Raw genomic sequence first — 16,897 nt, 5'->3', positions numbered from 1 at the left:
GAATGCTTTTAGGGACGGTTCTTTTTGTTTGAAATTCGATTTTGTTCATATTTTTGTTTCTTTATTTCAGATACCTATATATACTTAAATTACATAAGCCTGCTATATTGCTGTATGTTATAGCATTTAATTCTAAAAGTCTCGCTGCTAATTCTTCTTTTTATCTGTGAGAATTGAGCTTGATCTGTAATTTGATTTTCATTTACTATATTTTCAAATGTATTATTTACTATATTTTCAATATTATCTTGCTTTTCTTCTTTTATATATTTGATTATTTCTATTACTTTGTTTTTATGTACTTCTTTCTGAAATATTTTCTCTTTATTTATTCCTTTTGTTTATCTGTCAAACAAAAAGAACCGTACCTTAAGACTCCAGATTCTCCTGGCTCAAGATAAGAATCTACTACACTTGCAATGCCTCCAGTGTCAATATCTCATTTTCGGTCTATGGTCGTTTGGTTGACCTAAAACTTAACCTCTTGATTTTTTTATTTACGATCGTTATATTTTCAATTCTATGAATTCAGAAAATCAATAATCATTTTCCTCTCTCGTTCTGGCATGATATGCATATGACCACAACCCTCTAGCTTATGTACCTTGCAATTTATTATTATTTTTTTCGCTCTTGATAATACCTTTCTGGCTGGAAAAAGGCAATCCATTTCGCTGGCCATAACAAGTGTCGCAGCCTTACATTTCAACATTAATTTTTTACTTACATTAGATGGCATTCCTACTTTTGTTTTAACATTATCAAAACTATCCTTTATTATTGCCAAGGTATCTGCATCCAACACATCTTCTTTTATTGCCATAAATAAAGCTGTTTCTATTAAATACTTCTCCTTCTTTGTCATACAATACTTTATTAATGGCAACATCATCTTAGCTGAACTTATTGGAAAAGCATTATTAATTCCTGCTGGTACAATCAATACCGCCCTGTCAACTTTTTCGGGAGCAACGCACATGAGTTTTGCCAACACTCCCCCGCCAAAAGACCCTCCAAAACATTTTATTTTGCTAAATCCAAGTTTTGTTATAACTTCATCAGCCCATTTCCCATAATCATAATTGTTAGAAGAAAGCTTAACCTCATCACTTTTTCCCGGATGCCCTATAATATCTACTGCATATACATGAAAATCATTAAGTAGGAATTTACACATTAACAAGTTATATGCTGTTGTACTATTTCCGCCATGAAATACTAACAATGCTTTTCCATTCAAATTTCCGCTCTCTATCAAATGAGTCTTACCAAAGCTAGTATCAACGTATATATCTTTAAACGGAGATCCTACTTTTATCATTTGTTCATCATATAATTTTAATGATACAGTTTTTCCTACTTGCGATTTATAAATGCTCATAATTACCCCTACAATCTTATATGTTTTTTCTCCATCATATCCTAAACATCTCTTCAGTAGCTTACTTATGTTTTTAGGGACGGTTCTTTTTGTTTGAAATTCGACTTTGTTCATATTTTTATTTCTTTATTTCAGATACCTATATATACTTAAATTACATAAGCCTGCTATATCACTGTATGTTATAGCATTTAATTCTAAAAGTCTCGCTGCTAATTCTTCTCTTTTTATCTGTGAAAATTAAACTTGATCTGTAATTTGATTTTCATTTGCAAAATTTTCAATTGTATTATTTACTATATTTTCAATATTATCTTACTTTTCTTCTTTTGTATCAATATACAAGTTATTGTCATTTTGACTATAGAACTCATAAATATTTTTTCTTTATTTATTCCTCTAATCATTATATGGTATATTCCTGTAGCACTTTTTACTCGAGCTTGTCTTGGCATGTTCCATCTCTATATTATCATTTTTATACTTTCTCATTTTTATACTTTGTCAATCAAAAATAACCGTCCCTAATTACTATCCAAATCTTGTCTGGTATCGACTTTAAAGAGTTACAAATTGCTGTTTTTCTTTCTTGCAAATCCGCATAATTGTGTCTTTTCCAGTAATCACTGCTACAGGTAATCCCCCAGGTGGTTGTAGCCACTGACCACTTAATAACATGTTATCGATGCCTTTGATACGTCCTGGTATAATAAAGTCATAGCAAAAAGCTATGCTAATTCATGTTCTGGCTGAATAAAGAAAATCATTCTTGTATACAATCATTCAACCATTGAGTCATGAATAAACTCATAAGTTATTGCATAGAAATTCAACTCTCGACTTTGTCTAAGTCATAAGGTATTATATTTATTGAATAGGATGGTAAATGTTAACGTCCTTGGGAGCCTTTTATAAGGCAATACCTGTAACTACAGACAATCAATCCATTCAATGAGGATTTATGATTTTAGCTGGTTGGGAGCTGATAAGCTATACCCGAATAACGTGCCAGGTTGTGTACTCATTGCTATTTATGGATACCTATTCGAAAGGAGCTTTCTATGTTTAATTTTAATAATCGTAACTATATCTCCGTTGGTATTGATGTTGGTTCAACTTTTAGTTTTATGTCTATTGTTGATAACAACGGAAACATTATTTTGAAACCTTTTAAAATACTACATAACAGTATAGATTCTCTTGAACGTGCTATTTCTGCAATAAAAAAAGCAGAAGAGTCACATTCCATGAAATCACACATTTTCCTGGAATCTACCGGAATCTATCACTTTCCGCTCTTCTGCTTCCTGAATGAATCAGGATTTGAGGCCCATATTATTAACCCTCTCATCACTCATTCTATCAAAAATTCAGGAATAAGGAAAGTAAAAAATGATAAATTAGATTCTATTGGCATCGCTAGACTTGGTTTATCTAACAATTTAAAAACCTCTGTTATGCCTGTTAAGCTTGTTTTAGAGCTTCGTAGCTTAGTTCGTAAACATTATGACATTATGGATCAACGCTCAGCTCATATTAATAAACTAAAAGCGGATTTACATACTGTTTTTCCTCAATACCTTAATATTTTCTCAGATGTTTGTGGTGTTACATCTCGCATGATTTTAAAGAATTATTGTACTCCTGATAAAATATTAAGAGCGCATAAATCATCTTTGATTGAAAAAATATCTAAATCTTCTAGAAAAGGTATTTCAAAAGCTACTCAATGCTACGAAAAACTTTCTAACGCAGCAAATGCAGCCAAAACCTTTGGTTGTAATATTGATAGTGTGTATTTCAATATTTCTTTAACTATTGACTTAATCGAATATTTAGATACTGTTATTGAATCTATTTTAAATCAAATAAATTTGCTTGTTGATAAGCATAAATCCGAAAAGTTTATTAATCAAATTCATTTGCTAGATTCAATTTCTGGTGTTGGTTTTTTATCTGCTGTTACCATAATGTGTGAAATTGGTGATTTTAGTGCTTTTAAGAACCCTAAACAGCTGTTTGCTTATTTTGGTATGGATCCTGAAGTTAACCAATCAGGCAAATTCAATGCTACTGAAATGCATATGTCTAAGCGTGGTTCACGTATCGCTAGACGTGTTGTTTTTGCTATCGCTTTGTCTAATATACGTTCTACAAGTAATGGTAAAGCTATTAATCCCTATTTACAAGCTTATTACCGAAAGAAAACTGAATCTAAACCTAAAAAGGTTGCTATTGGTGCTGTTATGCACAAAATCTGTAATATCATTTTTGCAGTGCTACGTGATGAAAAATCTTTTGAACTCCGTTCTCCAGAAACTCATATTAGTAACTACAAACAATCATTACAGCTACTTGCTGCATAATTATTAAGTCCTTACATAAAGTTTTAATTGTTTTTCAAGCAATTCATTGTTTGGGTTTATTAAGGTTACACTTTTTTAGCTAAACAATATTACTAAACTTTTTTATTTTTCTTGTTGACTTTTACTAGCTGGTCTGTATGAGCCAAAGACCTTCCACTAATAGTCGGCCAAAAACCCATAAAGGCTCCACGATAAGCATTGCAGTACCGTACGTAGGTTTGCGGAGTGGCCACATCCAGCAGTTTCAGCTTTCCTTTCATGTGTGGAAAGCGAGTTTCCATTGCATCGATTACTGCTTCGCCAATCCGAGTCTTTTCCTTAGCGTAAGCTTCCTTATCTTTTACCAAATCTTCCCACGCATCTAGTTCTGGCTTAAATTGATTAATAGCAAAGGTCATTACAGTATGCCCTTTGGAGCAAAGTTAGGCTCGTAGCCATAGTGGGTCATTTGTAAATGTTCTATTGGTTTCTGATTTTGGTTAATATCTACCGATTCTACAGGAAACTTAAGTGTCCGGGGAATGTCGTTCATTTCATCTTCATAGCCTATTCCGATATAAATGTTTGATGCCAAAGGATATCTATCTGGATTATTGTACCTTTTCTCAAACTCTTGATCAGGGTAACGTCCCTTTAGTAGCTTTTCATATAAAACCTTGGCGTCACAAGCGGCAATAAAGCAATCTGCTTCGAACGATTTTCCGTTTTTGCATTTAATACCCTTTACTGTATCTCCTTCAATATCCGCTTCCACCACCTCACACGAAGCCTCCACTGTTCCGCCTAAAGATAGGTATCGCTCTACCATGCGATTAGCTAGTGCCTTAGAACCCCCGTCGGGAATAGACGACTGCCCACTAGTAAAAGTACCGAGAGGAAAAAGAACGGATATTGCACTGTAATCTCCTTCTGGCATAAAGGAAGCTATTGCTTCCCTCAACGCCGGGTGCTTGAACTTCTTGGCCAATTCCTTCACACTGATCTTTCCGTACTTCTGCATAAGTGTGCCAATATCTTTCATGGAGAAAATGTACTTTATTTTTTCAATTAGACTCATCATATCTACAGGCTTTCCTGATGGTATTGAAAATGAATGTAGCCGCTTTATGTCACTGTAAAACTCTTCTATTTCTTCTTTGTCTTCTGGTGATATTTCTAGCCAGCTTGACTTAAACCGATCAAGATCACGATAGAAATTAACTGTTACGCCGTCGTGTTCAACAGCCATAAAGCTCTCAGGGTGGTATATCTCAACCCCGTCTAGAGCACCCACGGTGCTCCAAAGATCATGAATTTGGGTTCCCTCTTTCGTTCCCACTAGCCAGTGAATACAACCATCTATATGGTAGCCTTGACGCTCCCAGCCCGTACACTCCCCACCTAAAGTATGGTGCTTTTCCACTATAATACTATTAAAGCCATTTTTCTGGGCAAAGATACCAGCACTCAACCCAGCAATTCCTCCACCAATTATAACTATTTTTTTCATTTTTTGTTCTCCCCCCGTTTTATTTTATGGACAAGCAAAAGCTCCTCACCAATTTCCATAAGTAACTCTTCAACGTCCTTTTCATTGAGCCAAGACGGTACATGACCATTGGCAACCATTGCTGATAGTCCCGTTTGCTTTGTCATTAGTTCGTTCGAGATAGCAAAAACACGTTGAACTACAGCCTCAATTAAATTCTCAATTTGTTTTTAGGGACGGTTCTTTTTGTCTGAAATTTGACTTTATTCATATTTTTGTTTCTTTGTTTCAAATATTTTGATTTTATGGTATTATTATATATATATATATCAACACACCTATTAAATAATTATCGTCCTCCACTGCTTCACTTTTAAATCTATCTTGAAACATACGTCCATTTCTGTCTTCATATTTATTATAATACATTGCATATTTAACATTTAATTTCTTCTTTTATATATTTGATTATCTCTATAACTTTGTTTTTATGTACTTCTTTCTGAAATATTTTCTCTTTATTTATTCCTCTTGTTTATCTGTCAAATAAAAAGAACCGTCCCCTAAAATTCCATGTTAATTTGAATTCATAGATTGAACTTTATCTTCAATTGTTTACTGATATTATTTTAATTACAACGTCTTTGCACATATAATTGATAGGTAAACCTTAGCAATCATAAAAATTTTTCTTTGCATTAGCTATAATTATTAAAGATATTGAAAATATATTTGTTACATTTCTTTATCTAACTAATAAAATCATACCATTTATTTCTTCATATCAAATTATACCATAATTTTCAAATAAGCTACATAAAAAAATCGAGATACAGTTATACGCAAATTAAAATTATCCTCTAAAAAAAATATAATTTCCTTATTTTTCAAGGTATTAAAATCTTGAATTTAATAAATACTATCTAGTAATAATTAAAATAGAGAGGAAATAACTTATGGCTGAAGTAACTGGTGCAGTTAAATGGTTTGATACTGAAAAAGGATATAGCTTTATATCTTGTAATGGAGGAAATGATGTATTCTTTCATCATTTGCAAATTAAAGAACAAGGTCCTGAATAAGATTTGAATGAAGGTGAAAGTGTTACTTTTGATATTCAAGAAACTGAAAAGGGACCTATGACAACAAATATTCAGAAATCATAGCCTATAAAAGATTTTTTCCATAAACTATCATTTTCTAATAAATAATAAATCTTGATTTGAATGCGAATAATATAATTGTTCACATTAATAAGGAGGTATCTATATTGAATAAACAACGTATAAAGGATATTATTTCTAGTCCAAATATGATTAACGTAAGCTATAATGGTATGCAAGTTTATATTGAAACTATTAACGAAAATAATAATACAGCACAAGTCCACTTCATCAACCAACCAGATAACAAACAAGAAGTATCATTAAATAATTTAGTAGAGAAATAAAATATAATGGAATAAAAGCTTTCACAGCCTTCTTTTAATAGGAGGCTGTTAACAAATTCAGCTATGGTAATATTGGATGCACCACAAATATTTAAATGACTTACTTACGCTAAATTGTATTAGTATCGCCGATTTGTTTATACTTTTGCCAAAAAGTTTATACTTATTCTAACAGGGGGGTAAACTAAAATATCAAAAAAATAATATCTCTATATAAAACACACGTTATATAGCCTAATCCTGAAATTCTACCCCTGCTCTTAAAAATTTAACCCTTTCACCTTTTCCTTTACTCGTTAATTAAATCCTTCAGCCACTTTGGAACCTTAAATGTTTTTTTCCCTGAAAGTAACAACTTCATTCAAATATTCAAAGTAAATTCTCTGCTACCAAATTATATTCTTTATTACAATAATCTATTAAATAATTCATAAAACATTTTAATTCATTTTCCCTTTCAAATTCTGTCTCATATAAAGATTTATCACAAGAGTTTTTTCTAATTTTTATAGCCTCTTCAACAATTAATTTATATTCTTTAGGATTATCTCTACTGTATATTATGCAGATTGAATTTTCGTAGTTATGCTTTTATTATCAAGTGTGTATAATATCCTACATAATGTCAATACAGCAAACTCAATCCATTCATCTGATAAGAATATGTCTTTTTCATACAATTTCTTTTTCCAATAACTATTTAAATTATAATTCATTGTTTCTACAATATTATCCCACTTAACATTCGGACTATTTATAGGTATTCCATTATATTTTAATGTCCACCAAGTCACAGAATTATAAAGGTATACGCCAAATATCTTATTTCCAAAATACTTTTTTAAATTTGATTCATATTCATATAACAAAGGTTTTAAAATATATGGAATTTTTTCACTCATATTGACATTCTCCTTAACTACATTTAAACCGTATGATTTTACTGTTGCGACGTAAAATAAGAAAATTGTTGTTTGTGGTATGATAAAAATACAGAGTTAGGCTGTGTAAAACATTTCATATTTTACATTCTGGCTATATTCCATTCTACTATAAACTGTCGTATGGATTGTTGCCGTTGGCTTCGATCATTGCTAACAGCTTTCAGTTTATACGGGACATTGTCTATGTACTGAATATAAAATTCCTGCAAATACCAAGTTGGCACAGGATTGTTCATATTGTCAAACCATGACAGTACATTCTTTGCTTGATTTTTCATTGTTGAAATTTCTTTTTCACCAAACTGTATTGCCCAATAAATTGACGAAAGTGTATTACCCGAAATGTAAAATGCTAACAGCTTGAAAAACTCAATAGGGGGTCTACCGTCAAAATAACCATTGATTTGCCCTGTTGCAAAATGAGGACTGACCGTTGCACTCCATACAATACGGTTAAATTCTTCCTGTTCTTTGGATGCAGGGATAGAATGAATTTTTCTAAGCATTTCACCAGACTTTATTCCAAGCACATATTGCTCGGTTTCTGAAAGACGCGGTAGGACAACTTCAGCATCTTCACCAATACACCATGAAAGAAGGGAATATACACTCTTTCCGCTACTCGCAGAAGTAGTTTCTTATATTCTGAGGTTTCTACGTAATATTTCTTATCATTTAACCAACCTTTATTGATCGCTTCAACTTTTTCAAAGGATTCACTATTAACAATATTATTCATACATTTGTCCTCCTTTTAATTTACTCTATAGTTCATAATGTAGGAATGTTTTGAATAATTTAAATACTCATTACTTAATCCATTCATTTCTAAGAATAGAATAAATAAGCTGGTCATATTTATTTTTATTAATCCAATAATGTTCTCTTAATCTCCCATCCAATTTAAAACAATACTTTTCTAAAAGTCTCGCTGCTAATTCTTCTTTTTTTATCTGTAAAATTGAACTTGATCTGTAATTTGGTTTTCATTTGCAAAATTTTCAATTGTATTATTTACTATATTTTCAATATTATCTTGCTTATCTTCTTTTGTATATTTGATTATTTCTATTACTTTATTTTTATGTACTTCTTTCTGAAATATTTTCTCTTTATTTATTCCTTTTGTTTACCCGTCAAACAAAAAGAACCGTTCCTTTAAATATAGAAGATTAACTCTTTCCTCTAATTCACCGCTTTCAAGTAATTTTAAGTATCCAGGTTTATACATAGGTTTCATCCTTTCATGTTTTATCTTCAACCCATATATTTTCCTATTTTTAATATTTTTATTAAAACTTATTTTAAGAACACTCCAGAGGCAATAAACTTGACTAATAATGTTATTAATTTGATCAATTATTCATAATTTAAAATTAAATTTTGGGAATAATATATATAAACAATTTTTTGTTAATATTTTTGTGATAACAATGATGATTTAAATTTCACTTCATATCATTAACTTTTTTGTTATTATTGTTTCAATATTCAAAGAAAATAAAGAAAATAAAATATGAAAGGTATTTTTCATGAAAAAAAACAACATTTCAAAACTTTTGACTATTTACTTCTCAATAATTATGTTTCTAACTGCAATCGGCTTTATACTGAAAAAGGAACATCATTTTATTTATAATTTAATACCAATATATCTTAGTTATTTACTTTTTATTTATTTTGAAAATAAAAAGAAATTTAAGGTAAAAAATTATATTAAGGCATTAGTTATTATAACAGCAATATTACATAACTCATTTGGGCAATACCTTAACCTTTACATAACTACAAATTGGTTTGATAAAGCTTTACATGTATTTGGAACTTTTTCACTTTCGCTTTTCTGTTATTCAATCATGGATTCAACTGCTAGTTTCTTTTCACGATCTAAGATATTTATTTTTATTCTTATAACATCTATTGGAATTACTGTTGGAGTTTTTCTTGAAAATTTAGAATTTATTTTAGATATTATATTTAAAACTAAAAACCAACACGGTCAAGTAGATACTAATTTAGATTTAATGTTTAATATATTTGGAGCAACTTTAGCAGGCATTTTGGCTGCATTTAGGAAAATATCTTTTACTAATAAGTAAGCTAATAATATAGATAGGTGCTATCAGATTGCAAAATGCATATGCTAACGCTTTTTTTTATTTCAACATTTAGTAATAAGATTCAAAAAAATGGTAAGAATATCTATCGGTGCTTAAACTATATCAAATTAGTTAGAAAGAGGTAGAGATATGAAGGATATGTTGCATGTAGGTTTTGATGTTGGATCAACAACAATAAAAATTGTAGTGCTAGATAAAAATGAAAAGACACTTTACAGTAAATATAAGAGACATTTTTCTGATATTAAAAATAGTGTAAAAGAACTCATTGAGGAAGTTTATAATATATTTAATCAAGAATGTATAACATTTAAGGTAACTGGATCTAGCGGTTTAGCAGTTTCTGAATGGCTAGATGTACCATTTATTCAAGAAGTAATTGCCTGTAGTTTAGCAGTTGAAAAGTTTATTAATAGTGCAGATGTAGCCATAGAACTAGGTGGAGAAGATGCCAAAATTACATATTTTAAAAATGGAGTAGAACAGAGAATGAATGGATCTTGTGCAGGAGGCACTGGAGCATTTATAGATCAGATGGCATCTTTGCTTAAAACAGATCCAAGTGGCTTAAATGAATTAGCAAAGAACCATAGAAATATTTACCCTATAGCAGCAAGATGTGGAGTTTTTGCTAAAAGTGATATTCAACCCCTTTTAAACGAAGGTGCTGCTAAGGAAGATATTGCAGCATCAGTATTTCAAAGTATAGTGACTCAAACAATCAGTGGTCTTGCATGTGGACGGCCAATTAAAGGTAAAGTTGCATTTCTTGGTGGCCCACTATACTTTCTTTCAGAATTAAGAAAGAGATTTATTGAAACTTTGAATTTAACAGATGAAAATGTTCTATTTCCTTCAAATTCACATTACTTTGTTGCATTAGGCGCAGCTATTTCTTCAGAAAAAAGTAACCCTTTAACATTTAAAGAACTATACGATAGGTTAGATAATCTAGGGAAGAGTAATAAAAATGAAGTAAAAAGATTAAGACCATTGTTTATTGATGAAGAAGAATTAAACCAATTCAGAAAGAGACATTCAAAGGAAAAAATAAGAAAAGTTGAACTGTCAGAGTATAAAGGTAAGTGTTTTTTAGGCATCGACGCGGGCTCAACCACCACAAAAGTTGTTCTTATAGGAGAAAATCATGAAATATTGTATACATATTATGGTAGTAATGAAGGAAACCCTCTTAAAAGAGTTGTATACATAATTAGTGATTTGTATAATAATCTTCCAAAGGAAGCAGAAATAGTTAAGTCTGTAGTAACCGGTTATGGAGAAGGATTAATAAAAACTGCTTTAAAAATTGATATTGGGGAGATTGAAACTATTGCTCATTATAAGGCTGCTGAAAGATTTTTGCCTGGTGTGGAGTTTATATTAGATATCGGTGGTCAGGATATGAAATGCCTGAAGGTTAAAAATGGAGTAATAGAGAATATAATGCTCAATGAAGCTTGTTCTTCTGGTTGTGGATCATTTGTTGAGACATTTGCTGAATCATTGAATTTAACAATTGACGAGTTTAGTAGAAAGGCTCTTCTTGCAAAGGAACCTGTTGATCTTGGTTCTAGATGCACTGTGTTTATGAACTCAAGAGTTAAGCAGGCGCAGAAAGAAGGAGCCACAGTTGGGGATATATCTGCTGGACTATCATATTCTCTTATAAATAACGCTCTGCAAAAAGTTATAAAAATTAAGAATCCAGAAAAGATGGGTAAAAAAATTATTGTTCAAGGAGGCACTTTTCTTAATGATGCGGTACTGAGAAGTTTTGAACTCATATCTGGAAGAGAAGTAGTAAGACCTAACATTGCAGGTTTGATGGGAGCTTATGGGTGTGCTTTAATTGCAAAAGAGAGGTCTGTGGAGGGTGAAAAAAGCGGTCTTTTAACTAGAGAAAAGTTAGATAAATTTCAAAGTGAAGTTCATCATAAAAGATGCAATGGATGTGTGAATAATTGCTTACTTACTATCAATAGGTTTGATGATGGAAGTAGTTTTGTAAGTGGTAATAGGTGCGAGAGAGGAAGCGGAAAGTTAGAAGAAGTAAAGGATATTCCTAATCTGTACGCATATAAGTATGAAAGATTGTTCAAATATCTGCCATTACCAAAAGAGAAATCTAAGGCAGTTATAGGTATTCCAAGAGTAATGAATATATATCAAAATTATCCACTGTGGTTCACTTTCCTTACGGAGCTTGGTTACAGAGTCGAAATATCTCCAAGAAGTAATAAGAAGATATATGAAAAAGGGCTGGAAACTATACCATCTGAATCAGCCTGCTACCCAGCAAAACTTGTTCACGGCCATATAATGAGTCTTGTTGAGAGTAAAGTAGATATGATTTTTTATCCTTGTGTTTTTTATGAAAAAAAAGAATTTAATCACAGTGATAATAGTTTGAATTGTGCATTAGTAATATCATACCCGGAAGTAATAAGAAGCAATATGGAAGTTTTAAAAGAGAAAAACATTAAATTCATAAATCCTTTTGTTACTTTAGATAATAAAAATGCATTGGCAAAAGTCCTTTACGATACTTTTAAGGAACATGGTTTTAGAAAAAATGAAATAGACAAAGCCCTTTCCTTAGCATGGAACGAAAATGAGAGGTTTAAAGAAGATATAAGGAAAAAAGGAGAAGAAACTCTTCAATATTTAAGAAGAAGTAACAAAAAAGGAATTGTCCTCTGTGGAAGACCATATCATATCGATCCTGAAATAAATCATGGCATTCCTGAACTTATTAATAATTTAGGCATGGCTGTTCTCACAGAAGATTCAGTTGCTCATCTAGGAAATATTCAAAGTCCATTAAGAGTAGTTGACCAGTGGACTTATCATTCAAGGGCCTATGCAGCAGCCTCTTTTGTAAGTAAGCTTGATTATCTTGAGGTAGTTCAGCTAAACTCATTTGGATGTGGTTTAGATGCAATTGCAACAGACATGGTTGCCGAAATTTTAGAAAACAACAATAAATTATATACACTAATAAAAATTGATGAAGTGAATAATCTGGGTGCTGCTAGAATAAGGCTTCGATCACTAAAAGCAGCTATTGAAGAACGAGAAAAAAATCACATTAAACCTAAACCTATGAATGAACATTGGAAAAGAGTTTTGTTTACGAATGAGATGAAGAAAAAGCATACTATTCTCTCTCCTCAGTTGTCTCCTATCCATTTTGAATTACTTGAGGAAGCAATTAAAAGTTGTGGATATAATTTCAAGGTGCTTCCTAAAGTAGATGATAGAGTTATAGAAGAAGGTTTAAAATATGTTAATAATGATACCTGTTACCCATCAATAATAGTAGTAGGACAGATTATCACTGCTTTGAAATATGGAGACTATGATCCCAATAATACCTCAGTAATTATTTCTCAAACCGGTGGTGTATGTAGAGCTACAAACTATATAGCAATTATCAGGAAAGCGTTGCAGGATGCTGGTATGGGGCATATTCCAGTAATATCACTAAATGCTGTAGGATTAGAAAAAAATCCAGGCTTTAAAATTACCCTTCCTATGCTAAACAAAATGATTATGTCAATATTATATGGTGATCTTTTTATGAGATTAATTTATAGAACTCGACCTTATGAGATAGTGAAAGGTTCTGCAGAAGAATTACATGCTAAATGGAAGCAGGCTTGTATTGAAGATATAACTACTGGAAAGTTATTTAAATCTAAAGAAATCATAAGTGGTATTGTGAAAGACTTTGATAATTTACCTTTAAAACATAGTAGAAAGCCCAAAATAGGATTGATCGGTGAAATATTTGTTAAATTCAATCCTTATTCTAATAATCAGATTGTAAAAATTATTGAAAAAGAGGGCGGAGAAGCTGTAATGCCTGATCTTATAGACTTCTTTTTATATAGTGTATTTAATTCAAACTTTAAGAGTAAATATCTAGGCAAAAGTAAATTCAAAGCGTTAGCAGGTAATTTAGCAATTAAATATGTAGAATCATTTAGAAAATATGCGAGAGATGCTCTAGAAAAAAGTAGGAGATTTGAAAATCCAAAAACTATTCAGCAGCTTGCAGCAGGTGCAGAGAAAATTCTCTCACTAGGAAATCACGCTGGAGAAGGATGGTTTTTGACAGCTGAGATGGTAGAACTATTAGAAAGTGGAGTTGAAAATATTATTTGTATGCAGCCATTTGCATGTTTACCTAACCACGTCACTGGTAGGGGGATGATAAGGACATTGAGACAAGAGTTTCCAAATTCAAACATATTAGCGGTAGATTATGACCCAGGAGCAAGCCAAGTAAATCAACTTAATAGAATCAAGCTTATGCTAACAGTAGCATTCAAAAAGCTTGGGTAAATGAGTATAATTTTAAATAGGCGAGCCGATAAATTATTCGGCTCGCTTTTACCTTTTATGAAAACAGCATTTTGACTGAATTCATACATTAAAGATAGAGTTTTGTACCTATCCTTCTATCATATTCAGACCAAGTTCCAGGAGCAACATCTTTTTTTATTTGTGAAATCTTGTTCATAGTTGCATCTATATAATCGGCATAATGTACAATGTAGGCTTCTTCCATATTTAATTGTCTTGGTGAGCCATATTCCATTTTTCCATGATGTTGGATGATACAACCTTTCATTCTTTCTTTGAAATCTTCATTATACAATTCTGGTTCAGCTTTAAAAGCTTCCTCAAGCATAGAAACTCCAATGACTATGTGTCCTTCAATTTCTCCACGCAAAGTATAAGAAAAAGGACCATCAACAAAGAGTTCTTCAATTTTACCTATGTCATGAAGCTTAGCTCCGAGTATTGTAATCTCTCTATTGTTACATTCGTATCTTTTAGCTAAGATCGTAGACAAATACATTACGTTTAATGTATGCTCAGCCAAACCACCCCTATAGTTATGATGTTGACGCACACCGGCTATACCTTTTTTGAATTTATTAAGAAAATCTGAATCATTAAAAAAATAATCATTAAGAGCTTTACATTCTTTACTAATAATTTCTCGATTGGTAATAAGATTAATCTCATCCATAATTTCTTCTATAGGCCTTTCAATACATGATAAGTAATCTTCTACATCATATTCCAATATTTTTTTATAACTCTCAACAACAAAGATTCTATCCAAAATACCTACCAATTCTAGTACATCACCCACTAGCAATTCATCGTTCTCATCTATAATCTCAGATTTAACCTCACCAGTTTTATCACCCAAGTAAGCAATGGTTTTTTCATTTTCTCTGAAAACTTTTTTCATTAACATTAATGAAATATTTCTTTTCTCATCTTTTTTAATATCTTTAGAATATAAGTTTTTCATTATTATAATACCTCCAATTATAGATATACATTACGAAAACTTAATTTGTTCATTTCCAAAATCTCTGGCACTAGCGAGCTATGGACTTGTATAAATTTATAGTTGAAGTTGTTTATCTATATTTAATTATATTATTTGAAATAACTACTTGAATATTCATTTATTTTAATGGAAAAGTATTAGCAGAAAATCTAAAAAAAGTTAATTTACTTTTAGCGAGCTTTTAGAGCAACTTAGAATTAAAGATATATTTGATGTTAATGAAGTTAAATTTGCAACAATTGAAGCAAACGTTCATTACATAGGCCTGCTATATCGCTATATGTTATAGCATTTAATTCTAAAAGTTTTGCTGCTAATTCTTCTTTTTTTATATATTTGATTATTTCTATAACTTTGTTTTTATGTACTTCTTTCTGAAATATTTTCTCTTTATTTATTCATTTTGTTTATCCTGAAGAGAGCATTGCATTTGGTTTAACGACGGAGTCAAAACATATGAAAAGAGTTCAATTACATTCATTGTCCCATTTTGAAGAAGTTGAAGTGCAAACTAGAATGCTTCTTGTTTTTTATCTTTTTTTAATGGATTAATAAAGTCTATTTCTCCGACAAAATTATTATCGGGGAGTGATTCCTTAAACATCTTAAAACATTTTTCAGTTCCTCCACCTGCATGGCAAACAAAAAAGTCTGCTTTTTGAAGCAGACTTTTTCGACAAGCTGAGGGTAAGTCACTTTTTGACTTAGCCTTTGTTGTTAAATTAAATTTTAATTGTTTAATACAAAACTTTATTATTTTTGTGCATCTTTTGTAGCTGGAAGTATAATTTCAACTTCTGAGTGTGGTCTTGGAATTACGTGAACAGAAAGTAATTCTCCAACTCTCTGAGCAGCAGCAGCACCAGCATCAGTAGCAGCTTTAACAGCTCCTACATCTCCTCTAACCATTACAGTTACAAGTCCACCACCTACATATTCTTTTCCAATTAAATATACATTTGCAGCCTTAACCATTGCATCTGCTGCTTCAACAGCTCCTACTAAACCTTTAGTTTCAATCATTCCTAATGCATCATATTTCATTTTAAAATCCTCCAAATTATTTAAATTTATAATATATTTTAATTTAATATTATCGTTTATTTATTTTTTAGCATTTCAGCTTGTATTATTTGTTTTAAACAAATTACTTTATTTAATAACTTCTATTTTTGTAGACGAATTTACACCTAAAGCATTTGCTTCCTCTGTATCAATATGACATTCAGTATAGTAATTTTCACTTACCCTCACTATCACATTATCGAAAGTACCGCCTCTTATACCACTTACTTTAATTGTTACTGTTTGACCATCTTTATAGCTAAACATTTTTGCATCTTTTGCATTCATGTGGATATGTCTTTGAGCTACTATAACACCTTCATTTATACAAACTGAACCATTTGGTCCTATAATTGTTATAGAAGCTGTATCGTCCAAATGACCTGACTGTCTCACATAAGGTTTTATCCCAAGCTTGAAGCAGTCGCCAGCTAATATTTCAACCTGTGTTTTATCTCTTTCAGGTCCGAGTATTCTTACTTTTTCAATAGCGCCCTTTGGTCCACAAATTGTTACTGTTTCTTTACAAGCATATTGACCTGGTTGTGATAAATCTTTTAGCCTATTCAATTCATAGCCTTTACCAAAAAGAATTTCCATATCTTGTTTTGATAAATGTATATGTCTGTTTGAAATTCCTATCGGAACAACTAAACTTAGATTATCTTTTTTTGTCTCTCCAACCATTTCAAGAAGAAGTTTCATTACATCTTCATAATTACTCAT

Annotated in this window: 14 protein-coding genes and 2 pseudogenes; 6 read left to right on the top strand and 10 right to left on the bottom strand. The window is 31.2% G+C overall.

The window, feature by feature from the left end; all coding sequences use genetic code 11:
- Window positions 1–520 precede the first annotated feature (520 nt).
- A complete protein-coding gene (locus JYG23_RS13340; protein WP_242631586.1) occupies window positions 521–1,495 on the bottom strand; it encodes an alpha/beta fold hydrolase in 975 nt (324 codons plus the stop codon).
- Between the two features lie 182 nt (window positions 1,496–1,677).
- Window positions 1,678–1,836, bottom strand: coding sequence for a hypothetical protein (locus JYG23_RS13335; RefSeq protein ID WP_207238047.1), 159 nt, complete (start codon window positions 1,834–1,836; stop codon window positions 1,678–1,680).
- Window positions 1,837–2,442: 606 nt separating this feature from the next.
- On the opposite strand from JYG23_RS13335, the gene JYG23_RS13330 reads away from it, so the two are divergent.
- Window positions 2,443–3,747 (top strand): IS110 family transposase, encoded by a 1,305-nt coding sequence (locus JYG23_RS13330; RefSeq protein WP_207236171.1) that lies wholly within the window; start codon window positions 2,443–2,445, stop codon window positions 3,745–3,747.
- Between the two features lie 92 nt (window positions 3,748–3,839).
- Here JYG23_RS13330 and JYG23_RS14945 read toward each other — a convergent pair whose 3' ends face one another.
- From JYG23_RS14945 to JYG23_RS15065, 3 genes are all read right to left on the bottom strand, one after another.
- Entirely contained in the window at window positions 3,840–4,145 is a 306-nt protein-coding gene (locus tag JYG23_RS14945; protein ID WP_242631585.1) for a hypothetical protein, read from the bottom strand.
- The gene (locus JYG23_RS13325) at window positions 4,145–5,236 is read right to left on the bottom strand and encodes an NAD(P)/FAD-dependent oxidoreductase (RefSeq protein ID WP_242631584.1); all 1,092 of its coding nucleotides are present in this window, start codon (window positions 5,234–5,236) and stop codon (window positions 4,145–4,147) included. Before JYG23_RS13325 ends, JYG23_RS14945 begins: the two co-directional genes overlap by 1 nt.
- Window positions 5,237–5,518: 282 nt before the next feature.
- On the bottom strand, window positions 5,519–5,644 hold the full coding sequence (locus tag JYG23_RS15065) for a hypothetical protein (protein ID WP_256440263.1): 126 nt from the start codon (window positions 5,642–5,644) through the stop codon (window positions 5,519–5,521).
- A gap of 527 nt (window positions 5,645–6,171) precedes the next feature.
- Here JYG23_RS15065 and JYG23_RS14940 point away from each other — a divergent pair.
- Together JYG23_RS14940 and JYG23_RS13310 are read left to right on the top strand one after the other, a co-directional pair.
- Window positions 6,172–6,381, top strand: a pseudogene (locus tag JYG23_RS14940) (cold-shock protein).
- Window positions 6,382–6,485: 104 nt separating this feature from the next.
- Window positions 6,486–6,665, top strand: coding sequence for an H-type small acid-soluble spore protein (locus JYG23_RS13310; RefSeq protein WP_207236169.1), 180 nt, complete (start codon window positions 6,486–6,488; stop codon window positions 6,663–6,665).
- A gap of 560 nt (window positions 6,666–7,225) precedes the next feature.
- Here JYG23_RS13310 and JYG23_RS13305 read toward each other — a convergent pair.
- Window positions 7,226–7,567 (bottom strand): hypothetical protein, encoded by a 342-nt coding sequence (locus tag JYG23_RS13305; RefSeq protein WP_207236168.1) that lies wholly within the window; start codon window positions 7,565–7,567, stop codon window positions 7,226–7,228.
- A 242-nt stretch (window positions 7,568–7,809) separates the two neighbouring features.
- Window positions 7,810–8,348, bottom strand: a pseudogene (locus JYG23_RS13300) (hypothetical protein); the annotation flags it as partial.
- A gap of 793 nt (window positions 8,349–9,141) precedes the next feature.
- Between JYG23_RS13300 and JYG23_RS13295 the strand changes: the two are divergent.
- Both JYG23_RS13295 and JYG23_RS13290 read left to right on the top strand, forming a co-directional pair.
- Window positions 9,142–9,708, top strand: coding sequence for a hypothetical protein (locus JYG23_RS13295; RefSeq protein WP_207236167.1), 567 nt, complete (start codon window positions 9,142–9,144; stop codon window positions 9,706–9,708).
- Window positions 9,709–9,858: 150 nt separating this feature from the next.
- Entirely contained in the window at window positions 9,859–14,079 is a 4,221-nt protein-coding gene (locus JYG23_RS13290) for a 2-hydroxyacyl-CoA dehydratase (RefSeq protein WP_207236166.1), read from the top strand.
- An 88-nt stretch (window positions 14,080–14,167) separates the two neighbouring features.
- Here JYG23_RS13290 and JYG23_RS13285 read toward each other — a convergent pair whose 3' ends face one another.
- On the bottom strand, window positions 14,168–15,064 hold the full coding sequence (locus JYG23_RS13285) for an HD domain-containing protein (RefSeq protein ID WP_207236165.1): 897 nt from the start codon (window positions 15,062–15,064) through the stop codon (window positions 14,168–14,170).
- Window positions 15,065–15,302: 238 nt separating this feature from the next.
- Between JYG23_RS13285 and JYG23_RS14935 the strand changes: the two genes are divergently transcribed.
- Window positions 15,303–15,395 (top strand): hypothetical protein, encoded by a 93-nt coding sequence (locus JYG23_RS14935; protein ID WP_371818646.1) that lies wholly within the window; start codon window positions 15,303–15,305, stop codon window positions 15,393–15,395.
- 464 nt (window positions 15,396–15,859) lie between these two features.
- Here the strand turns inward: JYG23_RS14935 and eutM are convergent, their stop codons facing one another.
- Complete coding sequence (gene eutM / locus JYG23_RS13280) at window positions 15,860–16,150, bottom strand: ethanolamine utilization microcompartment protein EutM (RefSeq protein ID WP_207236164.1); 291 nt, start codon at window positions 16,148–16,150, stop codon at window positions 15,860–15,862.
- Window positions 16,151–16,258: 108 nt separating this feature from the next.
- Window positions 16,259–16,897, bottom strand: a complete 639-nt coding sequence (locus tag JYG23_RS13275; protein ID WP_207236163.1) for a phosphate propanoyltransferase — start codon at window positions 16,895–16,897, stop codon at window positions 16,259–16,261.

The organism is Sedimentibacter sp. zth1 (assembly GCF_017352195.1).
In the GTDB taxonomy this organism is placed as follows: domain Bacteria; phylum Bacillota; class Clostridia; order Tissierellales; family Sedimentibacteraceae; genus UBA1535.
The sequence above is the reverse complement of the archived record's forward strand: the minus strand, read 5'-3'. Positions and strand labels throughout refer to the sequence as shown.

Coding starts and splice junctions, on each gene's coding strand:
- JYG23_RS15065 (WP_256440263.1), bottom strand. CDS start 5,644: ATGTATTATAATAAATATGAAGACAGAAATGGACGTATGTTTCAAGAT.
- eutM (WP_207236164.1), bottom strand. CDS start 16,150: ATGAAATATGATGCATTAGGAATGATTGAAACTAAAGGTTTAGTAGGA.
- JYG23_RS13295 (WP_207236167.1), top strand. CDS start 9,142: ATGAAAAAAAACAACATTTCAAAACTTTTGACTATTTACTTCTCAATA.
- JYG23_RS13325 (WP_242631584.1), bottom strand. CDS start 5,236: ATGAAAAAAATAGTTATAATTGGTGGAGGAATTGCTGGGTTGAGTGCT.
- JYG23_RS13340 (WP_242631586.1), bottom strand. CDS start 1,495: ATGAACAAAGTCGAATTTCAAACAAAAAGAACCGTCCCTAAAAACATA.
- JYG23_RS13330 (WP_207236171.1), top strand. CDS start 2,443: ATGTTTAATTTTAATAATCGTAACTATATCTCCGTTGGTATTGATGTT.
- JYG23_RS13290 (WP_207236166.1), top strand. CDS start 9,859: ATGAAGGATATGTTGCATGTAGGTTTTGATGTTGGATCAACAACAATA.
- JYG23_RS13285 (WP_207236165.1), bottom strand. CDS start 15,064: ATGAAAAACTTATATTCTAAAGATATTAAAAAAGATGAGAAAAGAAAT.
- JYG23_RS13335 (WP_207238047.1), bottom strand. CDS start 1,836: ATGCCAAGACAAGCTCGAGTAAAAAGTGCTACAGGAATATACCATATA.
- JYG23_RS13305 (WP_207236168.1), bottom strand. CDS start 7,567: ATGAGTGAAAAAATTCCATATATTTTAAAACCTTTGTTATATGAATAT.
- JYG23_RS13275 (WP_207236163.1), bottom strand. CDS start 16,897: ATGAGTAATTATGAAGATGTAATGAAACTTCTTCTTGAAATGGTTGGA.
- JYG23_RS14945 (WP_242631585.1), bottom strand. CDS start 4,145: ATGACCTTTGCTATTAATCAATTTAAGCCAGAACTAGATGCGTGGGAA.